General features: G+C 72.8%; 18 protein-coding genes and 1 pseudogene. 1 reads left to right on the top strand and 18 read right to left on the bottom strand.

Annotated features, from left to right (window positions below; translation table 11 throughout):
- Positions 1-72: 72 nt before the first annotated feature.
- The 14 genes and pseudogenes from AAG589_RS00095 to AAG589_RS00030 form a co-directional block, all read right to left on the bottom strand.
- Positions 73-906 carry a bifunctional allantoicase/(S)-ureidoglycine aminohydrolase gene (locus AAG589_RS00095; protein WP_430565221.1) on the bottom strand — a complete coding sequence of 278 codons (834 nt, stop codon included), beginning with the start codon at positions 904-906 and terminating at the stop codon, positions 73-75.
- A gap of 198 nt (positions 907-1104) precedes the next feature.
- Positions 1105-1689, bottom strand: a complete 585-nt coding sequence (locus AAG589_RS00090) for a GNAT family N-acetyltransferase (RefSeq protein WP_430565220.1) — start codon at positions 1687-1689, stop codon at positions 1105-1107.
- A complete protein-coding gene (gene gatB, locus AAG589_RS00085; protein ID WP_430565219.1) occupies positions 1689-3194 on the bottom strand; it encodes an Asp-tRNA(Asn)/Glu-tRNA(Gln) amidotransferase subunit GatB in 1506 nt (501 codons plus the stop codon). Before gatB ends, AAG589_RS00090 begins: the two co-directional genes overlap by 1 nt.
- An 18-nt stretch (positions 3195-3212) precedes the next feature.
- Entirely contained in the window at positions 3213-4733 is a 1521-nt protein-coding gene (gene gatA / locus AAG589_RS00080; RefSeq protein ID WP_430565218.1) for an Asp-tRNA(Asn)/Glu-tRNA(Gln) amidotransferase subunit GatA, read from the bottom strand.
- A 1-nt stretch (position 4734) separates the two neighbouring features.
- A complete protein-coding gene (gene gatC, locus AAG589_RS00075) occupies positions 4735-5031 on the bottom strand; it encodes an Asp-tRNA(Asn)/Glu-tRNA(Gln) amidotransferase subunit GatC (protein WP_430565217.1) in 297 nt (98 codons plus the stop codon).
- Positions 5032-5187: 156 nt separating this feature from the next.
- Positions 5188-6777, bottom strand: coding sequence for a malate synthase A (gene aceB, locus AAG589_RS00070; protein WP_430565216.1), 1590 nt, complete (start codon positions 6775-6777; stop codon positions 5188-5190).
- Positions 6778-6898: 121 nt separating this feature from the next.
- Complete coding sequence (gene bcp / locus AAG589_RS00065; RefSeq protein ID WP_430565215.1) at positions 6899-7375, bottom strand: thioredoxin-dependent thiol peroxidase; 477 nt, start codon at positions 7373-7375, stop codon at positions 6899-6901.
- Positions 7376-7424: 49 nt separating this feature from the next.
- Positions 7425-8756 (bottom strand): allantoinase AllB, encoded by a 1332-nt coding sequence (gene allB / locus AAG589_RS00060; protein ID WP_430565214.1) that lies wholly within the window; start codon positions 8754-8756, stop codon positions 7425-7427.
- Positions 8753-9937: a glycerate kinase gene (locus tag AAG589_RS00055; protein WP_430565213.1), complete on the bottom strand. Its 1185-nt coding sequence runs from the start codon at positions 9935-9937 to the stop codon at positions 8753-8755. Before AAG589_RS00055 ends, allB begins: the two co-directional genes overlap by 4 nt.
- Before the next feature lie 90 nt (positions 9938-10027).
- The gene (gene gcl / locus AAG589_RS00050) at positions 10028-11815 is read right to left on the bottom strand and encodes a glyoxylate carboligase (RefSeq protein ID WP_430565212.1); all 1788 of its coding nucleotides are present in this window, start codon (positions 11813-11815) and stop codon (positions 10028-10030) included.
- Positions 11816-11852: 37 nt separating this feature from the next.
- Positions 11853-12740 (bottom strand): annotated as a pseudogene (locus AAG589_RS00045) (2-hydroxy-3-oxopropionate reductase); the annotation flags it as partial.
- Positions 12741-12776: 36 nt separating this feature from the next.
- Positions 12777-13580 carry a hydroxypyruvate isomerase family protein gene (locus AAG589_RS00040; RefSeq protein WP_430566191.1) on the bottom strand — a complete coding sequence of 268 codons (804 nt, stop codon included), beginning with the start codon at positions 13578-13580 and terminating at the stop codon, positions 12777-12779.
- A gap of 204 nt (positions 13581-13784) precedes the next feature.
- Positions 13785-15041 (bottom strand): DUF6986 family protein, encoded by a 1257-nt coding sequence (locus AAG589_RS00035; RefSeq protein WP_430565211.1) that lies wholly within the window; start codon positions 15039-15041, stop codon positions 13785-13787.
- Entirely contained in the window at positions 15038-16516 is a 1479-nt protein-coding gene (locus AAG589_RS00030) for an NAD-dependent malic enzyme (protein WP_430565210.1), read from the bottom strand. The genes AAG589_RS00035 and AAG589_RS00030 overlap by 4 nt, the downstream gene beginning before the upstream one ends.
- A gap of 103 nt (positions 16517-16619) precedes the next feature.
- Here AAG589_RS00030 and AAG589_RS00025 point away from each other — a divergent pair, with 103 nt between their 5' ends.
- Complete coding sequence (locus AAG589_RS00025) at positions 16620-17369, top strand: IclR family transcriptional regulator (protein WP_430565209.1); 750 nt, start codon at positions 16620-16622, stop codon at positions 17367-17369.
- A gap of 80 nt (positions 17370-17449) precedes the next feature.
- Here AAG589_RS00025 and AAG589_RS00020 read toward each other — a convergent pair whose 3' ends face one another.
- From AAG589_RS00020 to uraD, 4 genes are all read right to left on the bottom strand, one after another.
- Positions 17450-19129, bottom strand: a complete 1680-nt coding sequence (locus AAG589_RS00020; protein ID WP_430565208.1) for a nucleobase:cation symporter-2 family protein — start codon at positions 19127-19129, stop codon at positions 17450-17452.
- A gap of 40 nt (positions 19130-19169) precedes the next feature.
- Entirely contained in the window at positions 19170-20114 is a 945-nt protein-coding gene (pucL, locus tag AAG589_RS00015; RefSeq protein WP_430565207.1) for a factor-independent urate hydroxylase, read from the bottom strand.
- Between the two features lie 128 nt (positions 20115-20242).
- The gene (gene uraH / locus AAG589_RS00010; protein WP_430565206.1) at positions 20243-20581 is read right to left on the bottom strand and encodes a hydroxyisourate hydrolase; all 339 of its coding nucleotides are present in this window, start codon (positions 20579-20581) and stop codon (positions 20243-20245) included.
- Complete coding sequence (gene uraD, locus AAG589_RS00005; protein ID WP_430565205.1) at positions 20578-21081, bottom strand: 2-oxo-4-hydroxy-4-carboxy-5-ureidoimidazoline decarboxylase; 504 nt, start codon at positions 21079-21081, stop codon at positions 20578-20580. Before uraD ends, uraH begins: the two co-directional genes overlap by 4 nt.
- Between the last annotated feature and the right edge of the window lie 483 nt (positions 21082-21564).

Raw genomic sequence — 21564 nt, 5'->3', positions numbered from 1 at the left:
GGGAACGACGGCGACCGGGCGCCCCTGGTTCGGGGCGCCCGGTCGTGGCCGTGCTGAGGTGCGGGTGCCGCGTCAGCGGCGGTCGAGCTTCACCTGACGGTTGACGTCCTTGTACAGCAGGTAGCGGAACGGCTTGGGGCCGCCGGCGTAGCAGGCCTGCGGGCAGAAGGCGCGCAGCCACATGAAGTCGCCCTCCTGGACCTCGACCCAGTCGCCGTTGAGGCGGTACACGGCCTTGCCCTCGAGCACGTACAGGCCGTGCTCCATGATGTGCGTCTCCGCGAACGGGATGGAGCCGCCGGGCTGGAACGTCACGATGTTGACGTGCATGTCGTGCGCCAGGTCATCGGGGTCGACGAAGCGCGTGGTGGCCCAGGCGCCGTCGGTGTCCGGCATGGGGCGCGGCTCGATGTCCTGCTCGCGGGTGACGAACGTCTTCGCCTCGTAGCCGTCGATGCGCTCGTAGACCTTGCGGACCCACTGGAACGCGGCCTTGGCGTCCGAGCGGTTGTGCAGCGACCACTGGTCGCCGGCCGCGAGGTACGCGTAACCGCCGGGCTCGAGCGTGTGCTCCTCGCCGCCCACCGTGAGGGTCAGCGTGCCCTCGGTGACGAAGACGACCGACTGCACGGTCTCCTCGATCTCGCCGCGGTCGGCGCCGCCGCCCGGGGAGACCTCGACCACGTACTGCGCGAAGGTCGTCGCGAAGCCCTCGACGGGCCGCGCGAGCACCCACAGGCGGGTCTTGTCCCAGCCGGGCAGGTTGGAGGTGACGATGTCGCGCAGCACGCCCCGCGGGATGACGGTGTACGCCTCGGTGACGATCGCGCGGTCGGTGAGGAGCTCCTCCTGGCCGGGCAGCCCGCCCTGCGGGGTGTAGTAGCGGGTGGTCTGGGGCTGGGTCATCGTCGCGCTCCTCGCTCCGCGGGCTCGGCAACAGTGCCTGGCTTCCGCATTTCGGAATTGAGATTCTGTCTAGCGACATTAGCGGCGCGACAGGGAGCCGGTCAAGCCGCCCACCCATCGTGCCCGGACGCGACGACGCCGGCGCCCGCTGGTGCGGGCGCCGGCGTCGTGGCGGAGGCTCACGGCGTGTCGGCGACGTCAGTCCGTGCCCACCGCGGCGCGGAACTCGTCCTCCAGGATGCTCATGACGACGGCGTCCGCCCAGCCCTGACCGTCGCGGAAGGCGTCGCGCAGGCGCCCCTCCTCGCGGAAGCCGAGCGAGTCGTACAGGGCCCGCGCCCGCGGGTTGATGCTGATCACCGCGAGGCTCACGCGGTGCAGGCCGGGGCCGGAGTCGCCGTCGAACGCGAACCGCAGCACCTCCCCGATCGCCTCCCGCCCGTACCCGCGGCCCCGGTAGTCGGGCATCATCCGCAGGCGCAGGTTCGCCGATCGCAGCTCGAGGTCCACCCGGTCGAGGGAGATCTCGCCGAGCAGGTCGTCGCTGACGAGCTCCCCGTCCCGCACGGCGGCGGACGTGATCGCCCAGTCGTACCGGCCGGGCAGGTCGGCCGCGGTCGCCGCCCAGGCGTCCACCTCGGCGCGCGACGACGCGGCGTTCGTGCCCATGCCCGTCAGCCGACCGCCGTCCGGGTCGCGCAACGACGCCCAGAGGCGGTCGGCGTCCCGCGCCTCGACCGGGCGCAGGCGCACGAGCTCCCCGTGCAGGACGGGCGACCGCATCAGCCGATCCTCTCCAGCACCAGCTCCCGGACGCGCTTGGCGTCCGCCTGCCCCCTGGTCGCCTTCATCACCGAGCCGATGATGGCGCCGACCGGGCCCTGGTTGCCGCCGCGCACCTTCTCGACGATGTCCGGCTGCGCCGCGAGGGCCGCGTCGATGGCCTCGAGGAGCGGGCCGTCGTCGGACACGATCTCGAGGCCGCGCGCCACGACGACCGCCTCCGGGTCGCCCTCGCCGGCGAGCACGCCGTCGAGCACCTGGCGCGCGATCTTGTCGTTGATGCGGCCGGAGTCGACGAGCTGCTGCAGCTCGCCGATCTGCGCGGGCGTGATCGCGAGGTCCGCGAGCTCGACCTCGTCCTGCTTGGCCCGACGGGCCAGCTCGCCCATCCACCACTTGCGGGCCGCGGCCGGGGTGGCCCCCGCGGCGACGGTGGACTCGATGAGGTCGAGCGCGCCGGCGTTGACGACGTCGCGCATCTCGGCGTCCGCGAAGCCCCACTCGTCGTGCAGGCGGCGGCGCCGGGCCTGCGGCAGCTCGGGCAGCGTCGCGCGGATCTCCTCGACCCACTCGCGCGACGGCGCGACGGGCACGAGGTCGGGCTCCGGGAAGTACCGGTAGTCCTCGGCGTCGGACTTCACGCGGCCGGGCGACGTCGAGCCGTCCTCCTCGTGGAAGTGCCGGGTCTCCTGGATCACCGTCTCCCCGGCGTCGAGGATCGCCGCCTGGCGCGAGATCTCGTACCGCACCGCGCGCTCCACGGAGCGGAACGAGTTGACGTTCTTCGTCTCCGTGCGCGTGCCGAGCGGGGAGTCGGGCGTCGCGCGCAGCGACAGGTTGACGTCGGCGCGGACGTTGCCGCGCTCCATGCGGGCCTCGGACACGTCGAGCACGCGGAAGATGTCGCGCAGGGCCTGCACGTAGGCGCGGGCCACCTCGGGCGCCCGCTCCCCCGCGCCGGTGATCGGCCGCGTGACGATCTCGACGAGCGGCACGCCCGCGCGGTTGTAGTCGACCAGCGAGTACTCGGCGCCGTGGATGCGGCCGGCGGAGCCGCCGACGTGGGTGTTCTTGCCGGCGTCCTCCTCCATGTGCGCCCGCTCGATCTCGACGCGGTGCACCGTGCCGTCCTCGAGCTCGACGTCGAGCCAGCCGTCGAAGGCGATCGGCTCGTCGTACTGCGACGTCTGGAAGTTCTTCGGCACGTCCGGGTAGAAGTAGTTCTTCCGCGCGAACCGGCAGCTCTCCGCGATCTGGCAGTTGAGCGCCAGGCCGATGCGGATGGCGTACTCGACGGCGGTGCCGTTGACGACGGGCAGCGCGCCCGGCAGGCCGAGCGACACCGGCGTGGTCTGCGTGTTCGGCTCCGCGCCGAACGACTGCTCGGCCGCGCAGAACATCTTGGTGCGGGTGCCGAGCTCGACGTGCACCTCGATGCCGATCACCGGGTCGTAGCGGCGCACGGCGTCGTCGTAGGCGACGAGAGCAGGGGTGGTGGTGGTCACGGTGGTCTTCTCCTGTTCTCAGCCCAGCTCGGGCGCGCGCGACAGCAGCGGGGCGCCCCAGGTGGACTCGAGGGCCGACTCGAGCGCGGCGCCGACGCGGTAGAGGCGGTCGTCCGCCTTGGCCGGCGCGAGGATCTGGAAACCGGTGGGCAGGCCGGCGCCGCCCTCCGACGTGGCGGCCAGGCCGTTCGGCACCGAGATGCCGGGCACGCCGGCGAGGTTCGCCGGGATGGTCGCGACGTCGTTGAGGTACATCGCCAGCGGGTCGTCCAGCTTCTCCCCCAGCTTGAACGCCGTGGTGGGCGCCGTGGGCGAGACGAGCACGTCCGCCTGCGCGAACGCGGCGTCGAAGTCGCGCTGGACGAGCGTGCGGACCTTCTGCGCGCTGCCGTAGTAGGCGTCGTAGTACCCGGCCGACAGGGCGTACGTGCCGAGGATGACGCGGCGCTTGACCTCGTCGCCGAAGCCGGCGCCGCGGGTCGCGGCCATCACGCGCTCGGCGGTGACCGGCCCGTCGGTGGGCTCGACGCGCAGCCCGAAGCGCATGCCGTCGAACTTCGCGAGGTTGCTCGACGCCTCCGCCGGCATGATCAGGTAGTACGCGTCGAGCGCGTAGCCGAAGTGCGGGCAGGAGACCTCGACGATCTCCGCGCCCGCCTTGGTCAGCAGCTCGAGCGACTCGTGGAACCGCGCGAGCACGCCGGCCTGGTAGCCCTCGCCCTGCAGCTCCTTGACCACGCCGACCCGCAGGCCGGACAGGTCGCCGAGCGCGCCCTGGCGCGCGGCCTCCACCAGCGGCGGCAGCGGCTCGGGGATCGACGTCGAGTCGCGGGGGTCGTGGCCGCCGATGAGCTCGTGCAGCAGCGCGGAGTCCAGGACGGTGCGGGTGACCGGTCCGGCCTGGTCCAGCGAGGAGGCCATCGCGATGAGGCCGTAGCGCGAGACGCCGCCGTAGGTGGGCTTGACGCCGACGGTGCCGGTGACGGCGCCCGGCTGGCGGATCGAGCCGCCCGTGTCGGTGCCGATCGCGAGCGGCGCCTCGAAGGCCGCGACGGCCGCGGCCGACCCGCCGCCCGAGCCGCCGGGGATGCGGTCGAGGTCCCACGGGTTGTGCGTGTTGCCGTAGGCGGAGTGCTCGGTGGAGGAGCCCATCGCGAACTCGTCCATGTTGGTCTTGCCGAGGATCGGCAGGCCCGCGGCGCGGAGCTTCTCGACCAGCGTGGCGTCGTACGGCGGGATCCAGCCCTCGAGGATCTTGGAGCCGGCCGTGGAGGGCATGCCCTTCGTCACGACGACGTCCTTGACCGCGATCGGCACGCCGGCCAGCGGGTGCAGCTCCTCGCCGGCGGCGCGGCGGGCGTCGACGTCGGCGGCCGTGGCCAGCGCGTCGTCGGAGCTCACGTGCAGGAACGCGTGCACGTCGCCGTCGACGGCCGCGATGCGGTCCAGGTGCGCGCGCGTGGCCTCGACGCTCGAGGCCTCCTTGCGCGCGAGGGTCTCGGCGAGCTCCGCCGCGCTGAGGCGGGTCAGGTCCGTCATCTCACTCCTCCCCGAGGATCTGCGGGACGGCGAAGCGCCCGTCCTGCGCGTCCGGCGCGGCGGCCAGCACGTCGGCCACGGGCAGCGCCGGGGCCGGCACGTCCTCGCGGAACACGTTCGTCAGGGGCAGCGGGTGGCTGGTGGCCGGCACGTCGGGGGTCGCGACCTCGTTCACGCGGGCGATCGAGTCGACGATGACGTCGAGCTCGCCGGCGAGCCGGTCGACCTCGTCGTCGCGCAGGTCGATCCGGGCCAGGGCGGCGACGCGCGCGACCTCGTCTCGGGAGATGGTGGACATGGCCGTCAGTCTAGTGGGCGGCACGTGTCCGGGAGGTTGTCTCCACATGACGGTGCGGACGACGAGACGGCCGGGACCACGTCACGCAGACATGGTCCCGGCCGTCACGTCCGGCGGTGCTCGGCGCCCCCGTCGCAGCCGAGCGGTGCCGGTTCCTCAGTCCATCCGCTCGTAGGCGGCCGTCGTGAGGAAGTCGATGTACTCGTCGGCGACGGCGACCTCCAGGAAGGTGGTCCGCGCCTCGTCGAAGGCGGCGGCGCCGCCCGGGAGCTTGGCCACCTCCTCCTCGACGATGCGGTCGACGAGCTCCCGCGTCACCTTCTCGCCGGTGTCGGCGAGGACGACGCCGTTGTGCAGCCACTGCCACACCTGGGACCGGGAGATCTCCGCGGTCGCGGCGTCCTCCATGAGGCCGAAGATGGCGACGGCGCCGAGGCCGCCCAGCCACGCCTGGAGGTACTGGATGCCGACGGAGACGTTGTTGCGCAGCCCGGCCTCGGTGACGGTGCCGGGCGTCTTGTCGACCGACAGCAGGTCGGCGGCCGTGACGCGCACGTCGTCGCGCGTGCGGTCGATCTGGTTCGGCCTGTCGCCGAGCACGGCGGTGAAGGCCTCCTTGCAGGTGGCGACCATGCCCGGGTGCGCCACCCACGAGCCGTCGAAGCCGTCGCCGGCCTCGCGCGCCTTGTCGGCGCTCACCTTGGCGTAGGCCTGCTCGTTCGCCTCGGCGTCCTTGCTCGGGATGAACGCGGCCATGCCGCCGATGGCGTGCGCGCCGCGCTTGTGGCAGGTCGAGACCAGCAGCTCGGTGTAGGCCCGCATGAACGGCACCGTCATGGTGATCTGGTTGCGGTCGGGCAGGAGGAACTCCGCGCCGCGGGTCCGGAAGTTCTTCACCACGGAGAAGAGGTAGTCCCAGCGGCCGGCGTTGAGGCCCGCGGAGTGCTCGCGCAGCTCGTAGAGGATCTCCTCCATCTCGAACGCGGCGGGGATGGTCTCGATGAGCACGGTGGCGCGGATGGTGCCGCGCGGGATGCCGAGCGCGTCCTGGGCGAGCACGAACGCGTCGTTCCACAGCCGCGCCTCGAGGTGCGACTCCATCTTCGGCAGGTAGAAGTACGGCCCGAGACCCTTCTCGATCTGCCGCAGCCCCGCCGTCGCGACGTAGAGCGCGAAGTCGACGAGGGAGCCCGACGTCTCCTTGCCGTCGACGAGGACGTGCTTCTCGTTCATGTGCCACCCGCGGGGGCGCATGATGATCGTCGCGAGCTCGTCGTCCGGCTTGAGCTCGTAGCGCTTGCCGTTCGACTCGTTGGTGAAGTCAATCGTGCGGTTGATCGCGTCGAGCAGGTTGAGCTGGCCGCCGACCACGCTGCGCCACTGCGGCGTGTTCGCGTCCTCCTGATCCGCGAGCCAGCACTTCGCGCCCGAGTTGAGCGCGTTGATCGTCATCTTGCGGTCCGTCGGGCCGGTGATCTCCACGCGGCGGTCGACCAGGCCGGGGGCCGGCGCGGCGACGGTCCAGGAGTCGTCGGCGCGGATGTGCGCCGTCTCCGGCAGGAAGTCGAGCGTGCCGCCGTCGGCCAGCTCCTGGCGGCGGCGCTGCCGCGCCTCCAGCAGCTCCAGGCGGCGGTCGCCCAGCTCGCGCTGCAGGGTCACGATCAGGTCCAGCGCGGCCGGGGTGAGGACCTCGGTGTCGCGCTCACCGATCTCGGCGGTGATGGTCAGGCCGTCGGGGAGCTCCACGACAGTCCCTCCTTGTTCTCGTTCTACGGGGGTGTGCTGCAGCCGTGCAGCAGCTGCACAGCGGAATTCGTATTACGCCTTGCGGAAACCTGCCAGGCCGACCCTACCGGGTCGCCGGTGCTCAGGCACCCACCAGCTGCGCGCGCAGCGCCGCCACGTGCCCCGTGGCCTCGACGTCGTACTCGGCGGAGCGGAGGGTGCCGTCCGGCTCGACGACGAAGGTGCAGCGGTGCACCCCGTCGAACGTCCGGCCGCCGATCGTCTTCGGGCCCCACGTGCCGTAGGCGTCGGCCACGGCGTGGTCCGCGTCGCTCAGCAGGGGGAAGGTCAGGTGCTCGGCCTCCACGAAGGCGCGGATGTCCTCCACCGGGTCCGCGGAGACCCCGACGACGGCGTACCCCGCCCCCGCGAGGGACGCGAGGTTGTCGCGGAAGTCGCAGGCCTCGGTGGTGCACCCGGGGGTGCCCGCCTTCGGGTAGAAGTACACGACCACGCCCTTGTCCGCCCGGGCGCGCACGTCCGCGAGGGACACCGGCGTGCCGGCGGAGTCGGGCAGGGTGAAGTCGGGGGCGGTCTCGCCCGGCTGGAGTCGCGTCATCGTGCGTCCTCGTTCGTTCTTCTCGGGGGTGACGGGGAACCGCGGCGGGTCAGGCCTCGCCGCGGCGCAGCAGGGTGCCGGTGGGCTCGTCGCCCACGGGACGCCCGCGCAGCAGCGTGCGTCGCACGACACCCGTGAGGCCACGACCGGCGTACGGCGTGACCGGGTTCTTGTGGTGGAGGCGGGCCGGGTCGACGACGAAGGTCGCCTCGGGGGCGAAGACCGCGAGGTCCGCGTCCTTGCCCACCGCGATGCCGCCCTTGCGCTCCAGGCCGACCAGCGCGGCCGGGCCGGCGGACATCCAGCCCACGACCTCGGCGAGCGGGACCTCGCGACGCCGCGCCTCGGTCCAGACGACGGCGAGGCCGAGCTGCAGCGACGCGACGCCGCCCCACGCCTCGGCGAAGTCGCCCGACGCCGGCTCCTTGAGCTCGGCGGTGGCCGGCGAGTGGTCGGTGACCACGACGTCGATGAGCCCGTCGCGCAGGCCCTGCCAGAGCCGGTCCTGGTTGTCCTGCTCGCGGATCGGCGGGCAGCACTTGTACGCCGTCGCGCCGTCGGGCACGTGCTCGGCGTCGAGCGACAGGTAGTGCGGGCACGTCTCGACCGTCAGCCGCACGCCCTCGGCGCGGGCGGCCGCGATCATGGGCAGCGAGTCGGCGTCCGACAGGTGCAGCACGTGGGCGCGCGCGCCGGTCGCGCGGGCAGCGTCGATCAGGCCAGCGATGGCGAGCGACTCCGCCTTCGCGGGGCGCGACGCGAGGAAGTCCCGGAACCGCGGGCCGGGCTGCTGCGGGGCGTCCTCGAGGGTGCCCGGGTCCTCCGCGTGCACGATCATCATCCCGCCGAACGTGGTGAGCTCGGCGAGGTCGGCGCGCAGCTCCGCGTCCTCGAGGTGACCGAACTCGGGGACCCCCGAGTCGGCCAGGAAGCACTTGAAGCCGAACACCCCGGCGTCGTGCAGGGGCTTCAGGTCCGCCGTGTTGCCCGGCACGGCCCCGCCCCAGAAGCCGACGTCGACGAACGCCTGGTCCACCGCGCGCTGCTTCTTGACCTCCAGGTTCGCGACCGAGGTCGTGGGGGGCAGCGAGTTGAGCGGCATGTCGACGATGGTCGTGACGCCGCCGGCCGCGGCGGCGCGCGTGGCGGTGGCGAAGCCCTCCCACTCGGTGCGGCCGGGCTCGTTGACGTGCACGTGGGAGTCCACCAGGCCGGGCAGCAGCACCTCGTCCTCGGCGAGCTCCAGCACCTCGGCGCCGGCCAGACCGGTGCCGAGCGGCACCACGGCCGCGATCCGGCCGTCGGTGACGCCCACCTCGACGGCGCGCTCCCCCTCGGGGGTGACGGCGCGGGCGGCGCGGACGACGAGGTCGTGGGTCATGCGATCTCCCTGATGGTGGTCGAGGCCGGCGCGTCGAGGGCCGGCAGGTGGTCGGCGAGCCGAGCGGCGAGGCCCTCGAGCAGGGGCCCGGCCTCGGCGATGCAGCGGGCGACGTCGGGCTCGACGTCGGTGAGAGCGTGCACGGTGGCGATGCCCGCGGCGGCCGCCTTCTCCGGGCTCAGGGTGGTGCGGCCGCACACCGCGACCGTGGGGACGCCGGCGGCGGCCGCGGCGGCGGCCACGCCGACCGGCGTCTTGCCGTGCAACGACTGCTGGTCGAGGCTGCCCTCCCCCGTGACGACCAGGTCCACGCCGGCGAGCCGGTCCGCGAACCCCGTGAGGGCCAGCACCTCCTCGACGCCGGGGCGGCGCTCGGCGCCGAGCAGCAGGCAGGCGAAGCCGACGCCGCCCGCCGCGCCCGCGCCGGGCTCTGCGGCGTACCCGCGGGCGCCGGTGACGCCGACGGTGGCGAGCACGTCGACCCAGGTCGCCAGGCCGAGCTCGAGCTCGGCCACGGTCGCCGGGTCGGCGCCCTTCTGCGGCCCGTAGACCGCGGCCGCGCCGTCGGAGCCGAGCAGCGGGTTGTCCACGTCGCTCGCGAGCACGATCTCGGTGTCGGCCAGCGCCGGGTGCAGCCCGGCGAGGTCGACGTCGGTGAGCTCGTGCAGGTGGCCGCCGCCGTCCGCGAGGTCGCCGGCGCCCGACGTGAGCCGCGCGCCGAGCGCGGCGAGCATGCCGGCCCCGCCGTCCGTGCTGGCGGAGCCGCCCACCCCGACGACGATCTCGCGCGCCCCCGCGTCGAGGGCGTGCGCGATCACCTCGCCGAGGCCCCGGGAGGTGGCCGCGAGCGCGGTGGCCGCCGTCGGGCGCACCATCGCGAGCCCGGTGACCGCCGCCATCTCGACGACCGCGGTCCCCCCGCGCCGCGCGTACCGGGTGGCGACCGGGTCCCCCAGGGGGCCGGTCGCCACCAGGTCCACCGCGGCGTACCCGGCGGCGAGGGCGGCCTCGAGCGTGCCTTCGCCGCCATCGGCCACGGGCAGCTCGTCGGTGACGACGCCGGGCACCGCCCGCCGCAGGCCGGCCGCCAGGTGGGCGGCCACCTCGCCCGCGGTCAGGGAGCCCTTGAACTTGTCCGGGGCGAGCAGCACGCGCGCCGTCGTCGGTCCGCTCGTCGTCACCGTCGCTGCACCCCCTCGTCCGTCGGGCCTGCCCGTCGTCGTCATCGTCTCTCCCGTCGCCGTCGTCGGGTACCGCTCGGCCGATCGCGCTCAGTCGAGCAGCGCGATCGCCGTGGGCGAGTCCTGCGCCGAGATGGCCAGGTCCTCGAACTCGTTCACGCCGTTCAGCTCGGCGCCCATCGCGATGTTGGTGACCCGCTCGAGGATCACCTCGACCACCACGGGGACGCGGAACTCCGCCGTCATCGCCTGGGCCTTGGCGAACGCGGCGCCCAGGTCCTCCGGGTCGGTGACCCGGATCGCCTTGCAGCCGAGGGCCTCGGCGACCTTGACGTGGTCCACGCCGTAGCCCTCGGGCTCCCCGTCGCCACTGCTCATGTTGATGTTCTCGAACGCCAGCGACACGTGGTAGTCCATCTCGAACGCGCGCTGCGACTGGCGGATCAGCCCCAGGTAGGCGTTGTTCACCACGACGTGCACGTAGGGCAGGTGGTGCTGCGCGCCCACGGCGAGCTCCTCCAGCATGAACTGGAAGTCGTAGTCGCCGGACAGCGCGACCACGTTGCCCTCGGGCAGGGCCCGCGAGACGCCGAGCGCGGCCGGACCCGTCCAGCCCAGCGGGCCCGCCTGGCCGGCGTTGATCCAGTGCCGCGGGTTGTACGTGTGCAGCAGCTGGGCGCCGGCGATCTGCGACAGCCCGATCGTGGTGACGTAGACGGTGTCGCGGCCGAAGGCCTTGTTCATCTCCTCGTACACGCGCTGCGGCTTGATCGGCACCTCGGTGAAGTGCGTCTTGCGCTGCAGCTTCCCCTTGCGCTCCTGGGCGCTCGCGGCCCACGCGCTGTAGTCCGGCACCCGGCCGGCGGCCTTGCGCTCGGCCGCCACCTCGAGCGCGGTGCGCAGGAACGCGCCCGCGTCGGAGACCACGCCGTAGTCGGGCGCGAACACGCGGCCGATCTGCGTGGGCTCGATGTCGACGTGCACGAAGGTGCGGCCCTCGGTGTACGTGGCCAGGCCGCCGGTGTGGCGGTTGGCCCACCGGTTGCCGACGCCGATGACGAAGTCCGACTCGAGGAACGTCGCGTTGCCGTAGCGGTGCGACGTCTGGATGCCGACCATGCCCGCGGTCAGCGGGTGGTCGTCGGGGATCGCGCCCCAGCCCATGAGGGTCGGGACCACCGGCACGCCCAGCGCCTCGGCCAGCTCGACCAGCTCGGCCTCCGCGCCGGCGTTGATGATGCCGCCGCCGGCCACGATCAGCGGGCGCTCCGCGGCCAGCAGCATGTCGATCGCCTTGGCGACCTGCTCACGCGTGGCCTGCGGGCGCTCGACGGGCAGCGGCTCGTAGGTCTCGGGGTCGAACTCGATCTCCGTCAGCTGCACGTCGATCGGCAGGTCGATGAGCACCGGGCCGGGACGGCCGGACCGCATCAGCTGGAACGCGCGCTGGAAGACGCCCGGCACCTGCGACGCCTCGAGGACCGTCTTCGCCAGCTTGGTGACCGGCGCGGCGATCGACGCGATGTCGACGGCCTGGAAGTCCTCCTTGTCGAGCTTGGCCACCGGGGCCTGGCCCGTGATGCACAGCATCGGGATCGAGTCGGCCCACGCGGCGTACAGGCCGGTGATCATGTCGGTCCCCGCGGGGCCCGACGTGCCGATGCAGATGCCGATGTTGCCGCGCTCGGCGCGCGAGTAGCCGTCGGCCATGTGCGACGCGCCCTCGACGTGCCGGGCGAGCACGTGATGGATCCCGCCGTGCTGACGCATGGCGTCGTAGAACGGGTTGATGGCGGCGCCGGGGAGGCCGAAGGCCTCGGTGGCACCCTCCTTCGCCAGGATGGCGACCGCGGCGTCGACCGCGCGCATGCGGGGCATGATGCTCTCCTTCGAGTCTTCTGACAGTGGGGGGGCGTCAGCTGCGGCCGGACAGCCGCGCGACGGCGTTGAACAGGCCGGAGTGGTCCAGCGAGCCGTCGCCCTCGGCGCGGGCCGCGGCCATGAGCTGCGCGACGACGGCACCCACGGGGGCGACGACGCCCTGCTCGCGGGCGGCCGAGGTGAAGATGCCCAGGTCCTTGTGGTGCAGGTCGATGCGGAAGCCGGGGGCGAACTCGCGGCCCAGCATCTTCTCGGCCTTCTGGTTGAGGACCGCCGAGCCGGCGAGGCCGCCGCCGAGGACCTTGACGGCCGCCTCGGTGTCGACGCCGAACGCCTCGAGGAAGATCACGGCCTCGGCCAGCAGCGCGATGTTGCCGGCCACGATGAGCTGGTTCGCGGCCTTGACGGTCTGGCCGGAGCCCCAGGGCCCCACGTGCACGACGGTCTTGCCGACGGCGTCGAACACGTCGGTGGCCGCGGCGAAGTCCTCGGCCGAGCCGCCGACCATGATCGACAGCGCGGCGTTCTTCGCGCCCGCCTCGCCGCCGGAGACCGGCGCGTCGAGGTAGCGGAAGCCGGCGGCCTTCGCCTGCTCGGCGAGCTCGACCGTCACGTCGGGGCGGATCGACGAGAAGTCGATGATCAGCGTGCCCGGCTGCGCGTGGGCGAGCACGCCGTCGTCGCCGACCAGGACGCCCTCGACGTCCGGCGAGTCCGGGACCATGACGGCCACGACGTCCGCGGCCTTGACGGCCTCGGCGACGGAGGAGGCGGCGGTGCCGCCCGCCTCGACGAGGGGCTGGGCCTTGGCCGCGGTGCGGTTGTAGCCGACGACGGAGTGACCGGCGTTCTGGAGGTGGACGGCCATCGGGCTGCCCATGATGCCGAGGCCGATGAAGGCGATGGTGCTCATTGGTCGTGTCCTTCCGGGGAGGTCAGGTGGTCGCGGTGCCGGGGCTCAGCGGGCGGAGCGCTGCTCGCGCGGGAGCCAGGCGAACGGGTCCGCGTCGGCCGTCTTGTACTCGAGGCCGACCGGGCCGGCGTAGCCGGCGGCGCGGAGGTCGCCGATCCAGCGCTGGATCGGCAGGTCGCCGCTGCCCGGGGCGCCGCGGCCGGGGGCGTCCGCAACCTGCACGTGCGCGATGCGGTCGCCGTAGGTCTTGAGGTCGAGGTCCACGTCCGAGCCGTTGACCGACAGGTGGTAGACGTCGAACAGCAGGCCGAGGTTGGTCGCACCGTGCTCGTCGCGCACACGGTCGAGGACGGCGACGGCGTCGGCCGACGTCGTCAGCGGGTAGGCGGGGGCGCCGGAGACGGGCTCCACCAGCACGGTGCCGCCGATGCGCCCGACGGCCTGCGCCGCGAGCGCGAGGTTCTCGGCGCCGAGCGCGTCCTGCGTGGCCGGGTCCTCGCCCTCCACGCGGTTGCCGTACAGGGCGTTGAACGCCCGGCACCCGGTGAGCTCGCCGATGCGGGTGACGACGTCGAGGTTGGCGCGCAGGTCGGCCGAGCGCTCGGGCCAGGAGATCAGGCCGCGGTCGCCGCCGGGCATGTTGCCGGCGTCGAAGTTGAGGCCGGTGAGCTGCACGCCGGCGTCGGCCAGGGCCCCGACGAACGCGTCGATCTCGTCGGCCGCGGGCGTCGGGGTCGCGAAGGGCCACCAGAGCTCGACGCCGTCGAAGCCGGCCGCCTTGGCGGCCGCCGGGCGCTCGTTCAACGGCAGGTCCGTGAGGAGGATCGAGCAGTTCACGGTGTAGGGGATCTGGTCCGTCATCGCTGACTCGCTTTCGCCAGATGGAAGATTGGTTCCTTGTTGTGAAAACGCTACGCCGGGCCCGCGCGATCGGTCAACCCCCGCCCGGGGCCGTCCCGCAGTGCGGTCGTGATCCGGCGCACACGACGACGGCCCGGCAGGACGTCGTCCTGCCGGGCCGTCGAGGCCGTGCGCTGCGCCGATGCCCGGGCGTCAGCCACCGAGCGGGCGCGTCACGATCGCCGTGAGCTCGGCCGGCTGCAGGCCGGTGCGGTCGACGATCTCGTCGGCGCCCAGCGCGCCGCAGTCGACGCCGCGCTTGAGGTACCACGCGAGCGCCTTGGCGGTGGCGGGCTCGTCGAGCACCGCCCCCTCCACCTCGTTCACATAGTTGGACAGCCGCTCGGCCGCAGGCTCGAAGCCCTCCCGGTAGAAGGCGTAGGTCGCGGCGAACCGGCTCGGCAGCTGGGCCGGGTGCAGGTCCCAGCCCTGGTAGAAGCCGCGCTCGAGCGACCGGCGCACCAGGCGCCCGTGGTTCGCCCACGCGGCGCGGACCTGCGCGTCGTCGCCGACCGGCAGCACGTTCGTCGAGCCGTCGGACAGCCGGACGCCGGTGCCGGCGGCCGCGAGCTGCATGACCTCCTTGGCGAGGTCCGCCGCCGGGTGCTCCATGGACTGGTACGCCGCCGCGATGCCGAGCGACGCCGAGTAGTCGTAGGTGCCGTAGTGCAGGCCGCTGACCCGCCCTGCCCCCGCGTGGATCATCCGCGCCACGGTCGCCGTGCCCGCTGAGTCGAGGATCGACTGCGGCGTCTCGACCTGCACCTCGAAGCGCAGGCGCCCGGCCGGCAGGCCGTTCGCCTCCTCCAGCCGCTCGCACACGGCGACCATCGCCTCGACCTGCACGACGCCGGTCACCTTCGGCAGGGTGAGCACGAGCCCGTCGGGGAGGTCCCCCGACGCGGCGAGCGTGCTGACGAACACGTCCAGCGTGCGCAGGCCGCGGGCCCTCGTGGGCCGCTCGAAGCACTTGAACCGGATGCCGACGAACGGGGTCGCTCCCCCGGCGTCCAGCTCGGCGCGCAGCGCGCCGGCCGCGGCGGCCGTCACCTCGTCCTCCTCGGCGTCCGGGTGCGTGCCGTACCCGTCCTCGAGGTCGATGCGCAGGTCCTCGATCGGCTCGGTGGCCAGCTTGCGCTCCACCTGGGCGGCGACGGCGTCGCGCAGGTCGGCGCGGACGCCCACGGCGTCCAGCAGCGCGTCCGTGCCCTGCGCCTCGACGGCCGCACGGGCCTGGTCGCCCCAGTCCCGCGCGAGCCCCGCCGCGTAGCGGTGCGCCGGCACGTACACGGTGTGCACGGGCTGCCGCGTGCCGTCGTCGCCGGGATAGGCGCGCTCGAGGTGGGCGTCGTGCGCGGCGAGCCGGCGCTCGACGTCGTCGAGCGCCGCCTGGTCGAGCGAGGCCTTCATCGGGCCACCGCCGCGCTCTCCGCGTGCAGGGCGCGCCCCAGGTGCTGGGCCAGGTGCTCGGCGTCGTCGGCGCGGTGCTCCGCGACCGGGACCTCCTTGAGCCCCTCGGCCCGGACGGCGTCCGCGACGGCCTCGGCGACGCGGCTGTCGAACACGCCGGGGATGATGAAGGCGGAGTTGAGCTCGTCCTCGCTCACCACCGACGAGATCGCCACGGCGGCCACGCGCAGCATCTCGTCGGTGATCTGCGTGGCGCCCGCGTCGAGCAGGCCGCGGAACAGCCCGGGGAAGGCCAGCACGTTGTTGATCTGGTTCGGGTAGTCGCTGCGGCCGGTCGCCACGACGGCGGCCGTCTCGCCGGCGGCGATCGGGTCGACCTCGGGCGTCGGGTTCGCGAGCGCGAAGACGATCGCGCCGTCGTTCATCGTCGCGACGTCCGCCCCCGTGAGGATGTTGCCGGCCGAGACCCCCACGAAGACGTCGGCCCCGACGAGGCCCTCCTTGAGGGTGCCGGTGAACCCGGACGGGTTGGTGTTCTCGACGATCCACGTGCGGTTCTCGTCGCTGCCCGCCGACTCGGGCGTGAGGGCGCCGTGCCGGTCGAAGCCGATGATGTCCTTCGCGCCCTGGGCGAGCAGCAGGCGGATGATCGCCGACCCCGCCGCGCCGACGCCGGAGACCGCGATGCGGACGTCCTCGATCTTCTTGTTCACGACCTTGAGCGCGTTGATGAGCGCCGCGAGCACCACGATGGCGGTGCCGTGCTGGTCGTCGTGGAAGACGGGGATGTCCAGCTCGTCGCGCAGGCGCTTCTCGATCTCGAAGCAGCGGGGCGCGGAGATGTCCTCGAGGTTGACGCCGCCGAACCCGGGCGCGATCGCCTTGACGGTGCGGATGATCTCCTCGGTGTCCGTGGTGTCGAGGGCGATCGGCCACGCGTCGACGTCGGCGAACTGCTTGAACAGCGCCGCCTTGCCCTCCATGACCGGCATCGCGGCCTCGGGGCCGATGTCGCCGAGGCCGAGGACGGCGGTGCCGTCGGTGACCACCGCGACCGTGTTGCGCTTGATGGTGAGGCGGCGCGCGTCCTCCGGGCGGTCCGCGATCGCGAGGCAGACGCGGGCGACGCCGGGCGTGTAGGCGCGCGACAGGTCCCGGCGCGTCTTGAGCGGCACCTTCGGGGTGACGGAGATCTTGCCGCCGAGGTGCATGAGGAACGTCGAGTCCGACATCTTCAGCACGCGCACGCCGTCGAGCGCGTCGAGCGCCGCGACGATGCGCTCGCCGTGCTCGGCGTCGACCGTGTCGCAGGTGACGTCGACGACGATGCTGTCGGCGTGCGACTGGGCGATGTCGACGCCCATCACCGAGCCGCCGGCCGTGGCGATCTCGTGGACGATCTCGCTCGTCGCGCGCTGCGAGGCCGGCGCCTCGACGCGGAGGGTGATCGTGTAGCTGGGGCTGGGCATCGCCATGGCCTGGGTTTCCTTTCGGGGTGCTGATGACATGAAGTTTCGAGATGTGGAAGTATGGTTTCTAGAACCGATCGGTTCAGGAGACTTTGCGAAGGGGACCACCATGGCGAACGGCACCGGAGTCCAGTCGGTGGACCGGGCGATCGACCTGCTCGAGATCATGACCGACCTCGGCGGCGACGCCGCGCTGAGCGAGCTCGCGGCCGCCGCGGGCCTGCCGCTCCCGACGATCCACCGCCTCATGCGGACCCTGGTGGGCCGCGGCTACGCGCGCCAGCTCCCCAACCGCCGGTACACGCTCGGCCCCCGCCTCATCCGGCTGGGCGAGAGCGCGGGACGCCAGCTCGGCGCCAGCGCCCGCCCCCACCTGGAGCGGCTGGCCCGTGAGCTCGGCGAGAGCGCCAACCTCGCGATGATCGACCGCGACATGGTGGTGTACGTCGCCCAGGCCTCCTCGTCCCACTCGATGCGGATGTTCACCGAGGTGGGACGGCGCGTCTACACGCACTGCACCGGCGTGGGCAAGATGGTGCTCGCCGACCTGCCGGACCAGACGATCCGCGACATCGTCGGGCGGGTCGGGATGCCGCCCGCGACCGACCTGTCGATCACGGACGTCGACGACCTCCTGACGGAGATCGGCACCATCCGCGAGCAGGGCTACGCCGTCGACGACGGCGAGCAGGAGATCGGCGTGCGATGCTTCGCCGTCCCGGTGAAGGACGCGCCCACCCCGACCGCCCTCTCGGTGTCCGGGCCCGCGGCCCGCGTCACCTACGAGTTCGGCGAGGCCGCGCTCCCCCTGCTGCACGAGGTGGCCGACACCATCTCGAAGGAGCTGCTCGCCGCCTGACGGCGCCCGGAGGCCCGGCGCGGGGCGCGAGGCGGGGTTCCCGCCTCGCGCCCTGCGTCGTGCCGGGGCGGCCACGGTCGTCACCCGTCCCTCGGGTCGGCGCTGCCGGCGTGCACCAGCTCGGCCGGCTCGCGGGACGCGGACCGCTCGGCGACCGCGGCGCGCGCCCCCTCGCGGATCTGCAGCACGTCCGGCACGCCGTCGGCGTCCAGGTCGATCGCCGACACGCAGCCCGACCGGCGACCGTGGCCGTGGCGCACCCGCGCCCGGACGTCCGCGTTGAGGCGGGCGCGACGGCGCTCCTCCTGACGCTCGGCGTCCAGCCGCGCGAAGTACTCCGCCCGGCGCTGCTCCTGCTCCTCCGTGACGACGAGGCGCGCCGAGGAGCCGGCGGTGAAGACCGACGGGTCCTTGCTGCGCCGCCCCCAGCGGATCTCGTTGAACACGAGGTTGAGCAGGACGGCGACGACGGCCGCGGCCGCGATCCCGGAGTGGAAGATCATGCCCACCCAGGTCGGGAACTGGTCGTAGAAGTCGGGCACGGCGATCGGGATGATGCCGAAGCCCAGGGCGACCGCCACGAGCGTGAGGTTGAGGTTGCCCTCGTACTCGACGCGCGACAGCGTGCGGATCCCCGACACCGCGACCGACCCGAACAGCACGATGCCGGCGCCGCCCAGCACGGGCGACGGGATCGCCGCGACGACCTGTCCCAGCACCGGGAACAGCCCCAGCACGAACAGCACCGCGCCGCCGGCCGCGACGGCGAACCGGGAGCGGATCCCGGTGATCGCCACCAGGCCGACGTTCTGCGCGAACGCCGACGCCGGGAACGAGTTGAGGAACGGCGCGACCAGCGTGGCGGCCATGTCGGCCCGCAGCCCGTCGCCCACGCGCTTCGCGTCGACCTTGGTGTCGAGCACCTCGCCGATGGCGATGAGGTCGGCCGTCGTCTCCGTCATGATGACGAGGATGACGATCGTCATCGAGATGATCGCGCCGATCTCGAACACCGGGGCGCCGAACGCGAACGGCGTCGGCAGCGCGAACGCCGCCCCCTCGCCCACCCCCGAGAAGTCGGCGAGCCCGAGCGGCACGGCCACCACCGTCCCGATGATGATCCCGAACAGGATCGACAGTCGCGAGATCGTGCCCTGCAGGAAGCGGCTGAGCACGAGCACCACGACGAGCGTGCCCAGCGCGAGCGCGATGTTGGGCACCGAGCCCCAGTCCGCCGCCTCCTCGTCGCCGCCCATCATCCAGCCGGCGGCCGTCGGCAGCAGCGAGACGCCGATGATCGTGATGATCGTGCCCGTCACGACCGGCGGGAAGAACCGCACGACCTGCGCGAAGAACGGGCTGATCGCCAGGCCGATCACGGCGGCGACGATGATGGCGCCGAAGACGGCGGGGAGCCCGCCGTCCCCGCTCGCCACCGCGACCATCGTGGACACGGTGGCGAACGAGATGCCCTGCACCAGCGGGAGCTGCGAGCCGAAGAAGCGGATACCGAGCGTCTGGAGCGCGGTGGCCAGGCCGCTGACGAGCAACGCGGCCGAGACGAGGACGCCGATCTCCGCCCCCGTCAGCCCCGCCGCCTGCCCGACGATGATCGGCGGCGCGATCACGCCGCCGTACATCGTCATGATGTGCTGCAGGCCGTAGAGGAAGGTCTTGCCGAGCGGGTACCGCTCGTCCTCCGGTCGACCGCCCTGCGGCGCGCCGGTCGCGCTGGCCGCCTCGATGGTCGTCGTGCTCATGTCGATGCTCCTTCGAACCGACTCCACGGAGCCACGCTGATCAGCAGAACCCCGTGACGGTCGCCCACGCGCGCGGCTCGGTGTCCGCGCCCTCCCGCTTCACCTCCGCCTCGATCTTCCCGTACGGCCGGTCGGCGACGTAGAACACCTCGTTCGGGTTCTCCAGGCCGAAGGGCTCGAAGTCCACGACGAAGTGGTGCAGGTTGGGCATCGAGAACTTGATCTCCCCGATCTCCGGGTGCGCCTCGAGCACCCGCTTGCCCATCTGGTAGAGGGTCTGCTGCAGCGCGAGCGAGTGCACGTCGGCAAAGGTCTCGAGCAGGATGCGACGCACGTCGTCGTAGACCGCGTTGAAGTCGATGTCCAGCGAGGTGTAGCGCCAGCGGGCGGTCACCGAGGTCGCCAGGATGCGGTCGGTGGTCTCCTGCAGGGTCGTGTAGCGGTCCTTCGGGAAGCCGTGGAACTCCGAGCCGGTGGACTTGAGGACCTTGAGGTCCTCCAGGCCGGAGACGACGAAGACCTCGTCGCCGTCGCGCTGGACGATGGTGGTGCGCGTCTCGGTGCCGCCCTTGACGAACGCGTGGTCGTGCTCGCCGTCCGTCACGTGGCTGGTCAGGGAGGACGGGATGTGCTCCCAGGTGTACTCCTTGGCCTCCCAGCGGCCACCCTCGATCCAGTCGAAGCTCGACAGGAAGTGCTCGCCGAGGCGGAGCGCGAACTCCTCCGGCGAAGGGATGCCGTCCTTGGCGAGCGCGAACACGGTGTTCTTCTGCGTGTCCGTCGGGACCACGCGGCCCTGGTCGCCGTCGATGTGGGCGGCGGAGAAGTCGCCGCGGAGCTGCGAGGTCACCGAGAGCTCGGTGATCCGGTGGCGCGCCTGGTCGCGGTCGACCTTCATGACGCGGACCTCGGCCTTGCCGTACTGGTTGTCGCCCAGCACGATCGTGCCCGTCGAGACCTGGGCGTCGGTGGCGGTGGCGGTCATTGCTGACTCCTTCATCTGTTGGTGCGTTGTCCGGGACCGCCCCGAGGGCGGCCCCCATACGTCTCCGATGACGATGACGCAGACCGCGGCGCCTCTGCCGCGGTCGGTGATGCGGGTCTGGCGACCCGTCAGCTCCCGCGGTACGTGGAGTACGCGAACGGGCTGAGCAGGCAGGGCACGTGGTAGTGGTCGCGCCCGGCCTCGACGGTGAAGTCGATGGTGATCGACGGGTAGAACGTCGCGACCCCCTGCGCCGCGAAGTAGTCACCCGTCGCAAAGGTCACGCGATAGGTCCCCGGGTCGAGCGCCTCCGGCCCGAGGTCCTTCACCCGGCCGTCGGCGTCCGTGGTGGCGTCGGCCAGCCGCTGCGCGGTGTCGGCGCCGACGCTCCACAACGACACGGCGACGCCGGCCGCCGGCAGCCCGGAGACGGCGTCGAGCACGTGGGTGGTGATGTGCGAGGTCATGAGAGCTCTCCTTCCAGCCGGAGCACGGCGATCTCCCGCAGCTGCTGGCCGGCGATACGCCGCTCGGTGGCGGCGTCGTTGCCGAGGCGCTCCTCGAGCGACGCCAGGATCTCCTCGGCGGTGCGTCCTGCGGCGCGGATGAGGAAGACGTGGCCGAACCGCTCCTCGTACGCACGGTTGCCCGCGCGCAGACGCTCCTCGACCGATCCGCTGAGGTCACCGAGCCCGGCCTGCTCGCGCCGCGAGTGCGCCGCGTCGGCGTCGTCCCCTGCCGCGCGCTCGCCGATGCGCGGGTGGCGCGCCAGGGCGGCGTCGATCTCCTCCTCGCTCCATGGCGAGGCCTCCGTCCGGGCAGCCGCGAGAACGGCCTCGACGTCCGGGTACGGGCGACCCGCGACGACCGCGTCGGCCCAGCGGACGACCGCTGCACAGGTCAGCACCTGAGCCCTCGCGCTCTCGGCGTCCGCGGCGTTGAATGCCTCGAGACCAGCACTCGTCATCGAGCGATCCTCCTTCGGGCGATTCCACCCACCGAAAGTGGGCTTCCATTCAGTGAAGTCTCGCCCGATCGTGGTCGCCATGTCAAATGAGTCTGCGCTCACTAGGCCGCCGTTGCACAGCACCTCCCCGCCGACCGCGCAGCGCTCCGACGTCCTCCCTGGTCAGGAGCACGAAGAAGCCGACTGCGACCGGCTGTGAAGACGCTGCGAAGACCGCTGCGTGCTCGCCCGGGAGCCCCGAGCGAGCACGCGCCACCACCGGGAGGGGGTACGGAGATCGCCGAGCGGGGAAGCAGCTCGGTCTGCAAGAGCTCGCGCAGGCTCTCGCGCGGTGCTGAGCGCGCTGTGAAGCGCGTGCAGCCGCGTCGCTCGCAGTGCACAGAACGGGCCGGAGTGTCGCCTCGGGGCAGCAACGCGCGTCCTGGGCGGGCGCCTGCCCGGAGCACGCGGGCCGGCGGGGTGCCCGAAGCAGGCGGGCCAGCG

Source organism: Isoptericola sp. F-RaC21, assembly GCF_038593535.1.
In the GTDB taxonomy this organism is placed as follows: domain Bacteria; phylum Actinomycetota; class Actinomycetes; order Actinomycetales; family Cellulomonadaceae; genus Isoptericola.
The sequence above is the reverse complement of the archived record's forward strand: the minus strand, read 5'-3'. Positions and strand labels throughout refer to the sequence as shown.

Excerpts from the sequence above, each read along its gene's own strand:
- AAG589_RS00095 (WP_430565221.1), bottom strand. The coding sequence starts at position 906 with ATGACCCAGCCCCAGACCACCCGCTACTACACCCCGCAGGGCGGGCTG.
- AAG589_RS00090 (WP_430565220.1), bottom strand. The coding sequence starts at position 1,689 with ATGCGGTCGCCCGTCCTGCACGGGGAGCTCGTGCGCCTGCGCCCGGTC.
- gatA (WP_430565218.1), bottom strand. The coding sequence starts at position 4,733 with ATGACGGACCTGACCCGCCTCAGCGCGGCGGAGCTCGCCGAGACCCTC.
- gatC (WP_430565217.1), bottom strand. The coding sequence starts at position 5,031 with ATGTCCACCATCTCCCGAGACGAGGTCGCGCGCGTCGCCGCCCTGGCC.
- bcp (WP_430565215.1), bottom strand. The coding sequence starts at position 7,375 with ATGACGCGACTCCAGCCGGGCGAGACCGCCCCCGACTTCACCCTGCCC.
- allB (WP_430565214.1), bottom strand. The coding sequence starts at position 8,756 with ATGACCCACGACCTCGTCGTCCGCGCCGCCCGCGCCGTCACCCCCGAG.
- gcl (WP_430565212.1), bottom strand. The coding sequence starts at position 11,815 with ATGCCCCGCATGCGCGCGGTCGACGCCGCGGTCGCCATCCTGGCGAAG.
- AAG589_RS00035 (WP_430565211.1), bottom strand. The coding sequence starts at position 15,041 with ATGAAGGCCTCGCTCGACCAGGCGGCGCTCGACGACGTCGAGCGCCGG.
- AAG589_RS00030 (WP_430565210.1), bottom strand. The coding sequence starts at position 16,516 with ATGGCGATGCCCAGCCCCAGCTACACGATCACCCTCCGCGTCGAGGCG.
- AAG589_RS00025 (WP_430565209.1), top strand. The coding sequence starts at position 16,620 with ATGGCGAACGGCACCGGAGTCCAGTCGGTGGACCGGGCGATCGACCTG.
- AAG589_RS00020 (WP_430565208.1), bottom strand. The coding sequence starts at position 19,129 with ATGAGCACGACGACCATCGAGGCGGCCAGCGCGACCGGCGCGCCGCAG.
- pucL (WP_430565207.1), bottom strand. The coding sequence starts at position 20,114 with ATGACCGCCACCGCCACCGACGCCCAGGTCTCGACGGGCACGATCGTG.
- uraH (WP_430565206.1), bottom strand. The coding sequence starts at position 20,581 with ATGACCTCGCACATCACCACCCACGTGCTCGACGCCGTCTCCGGGCTG.
- uraD (WP_430565205.1), bottom strand. The coding sequence starts at position 21,081 with ATGACGAGTGCTGGTCTCGAGGCATTCAACGCCGCGGACGCCGAGAGC.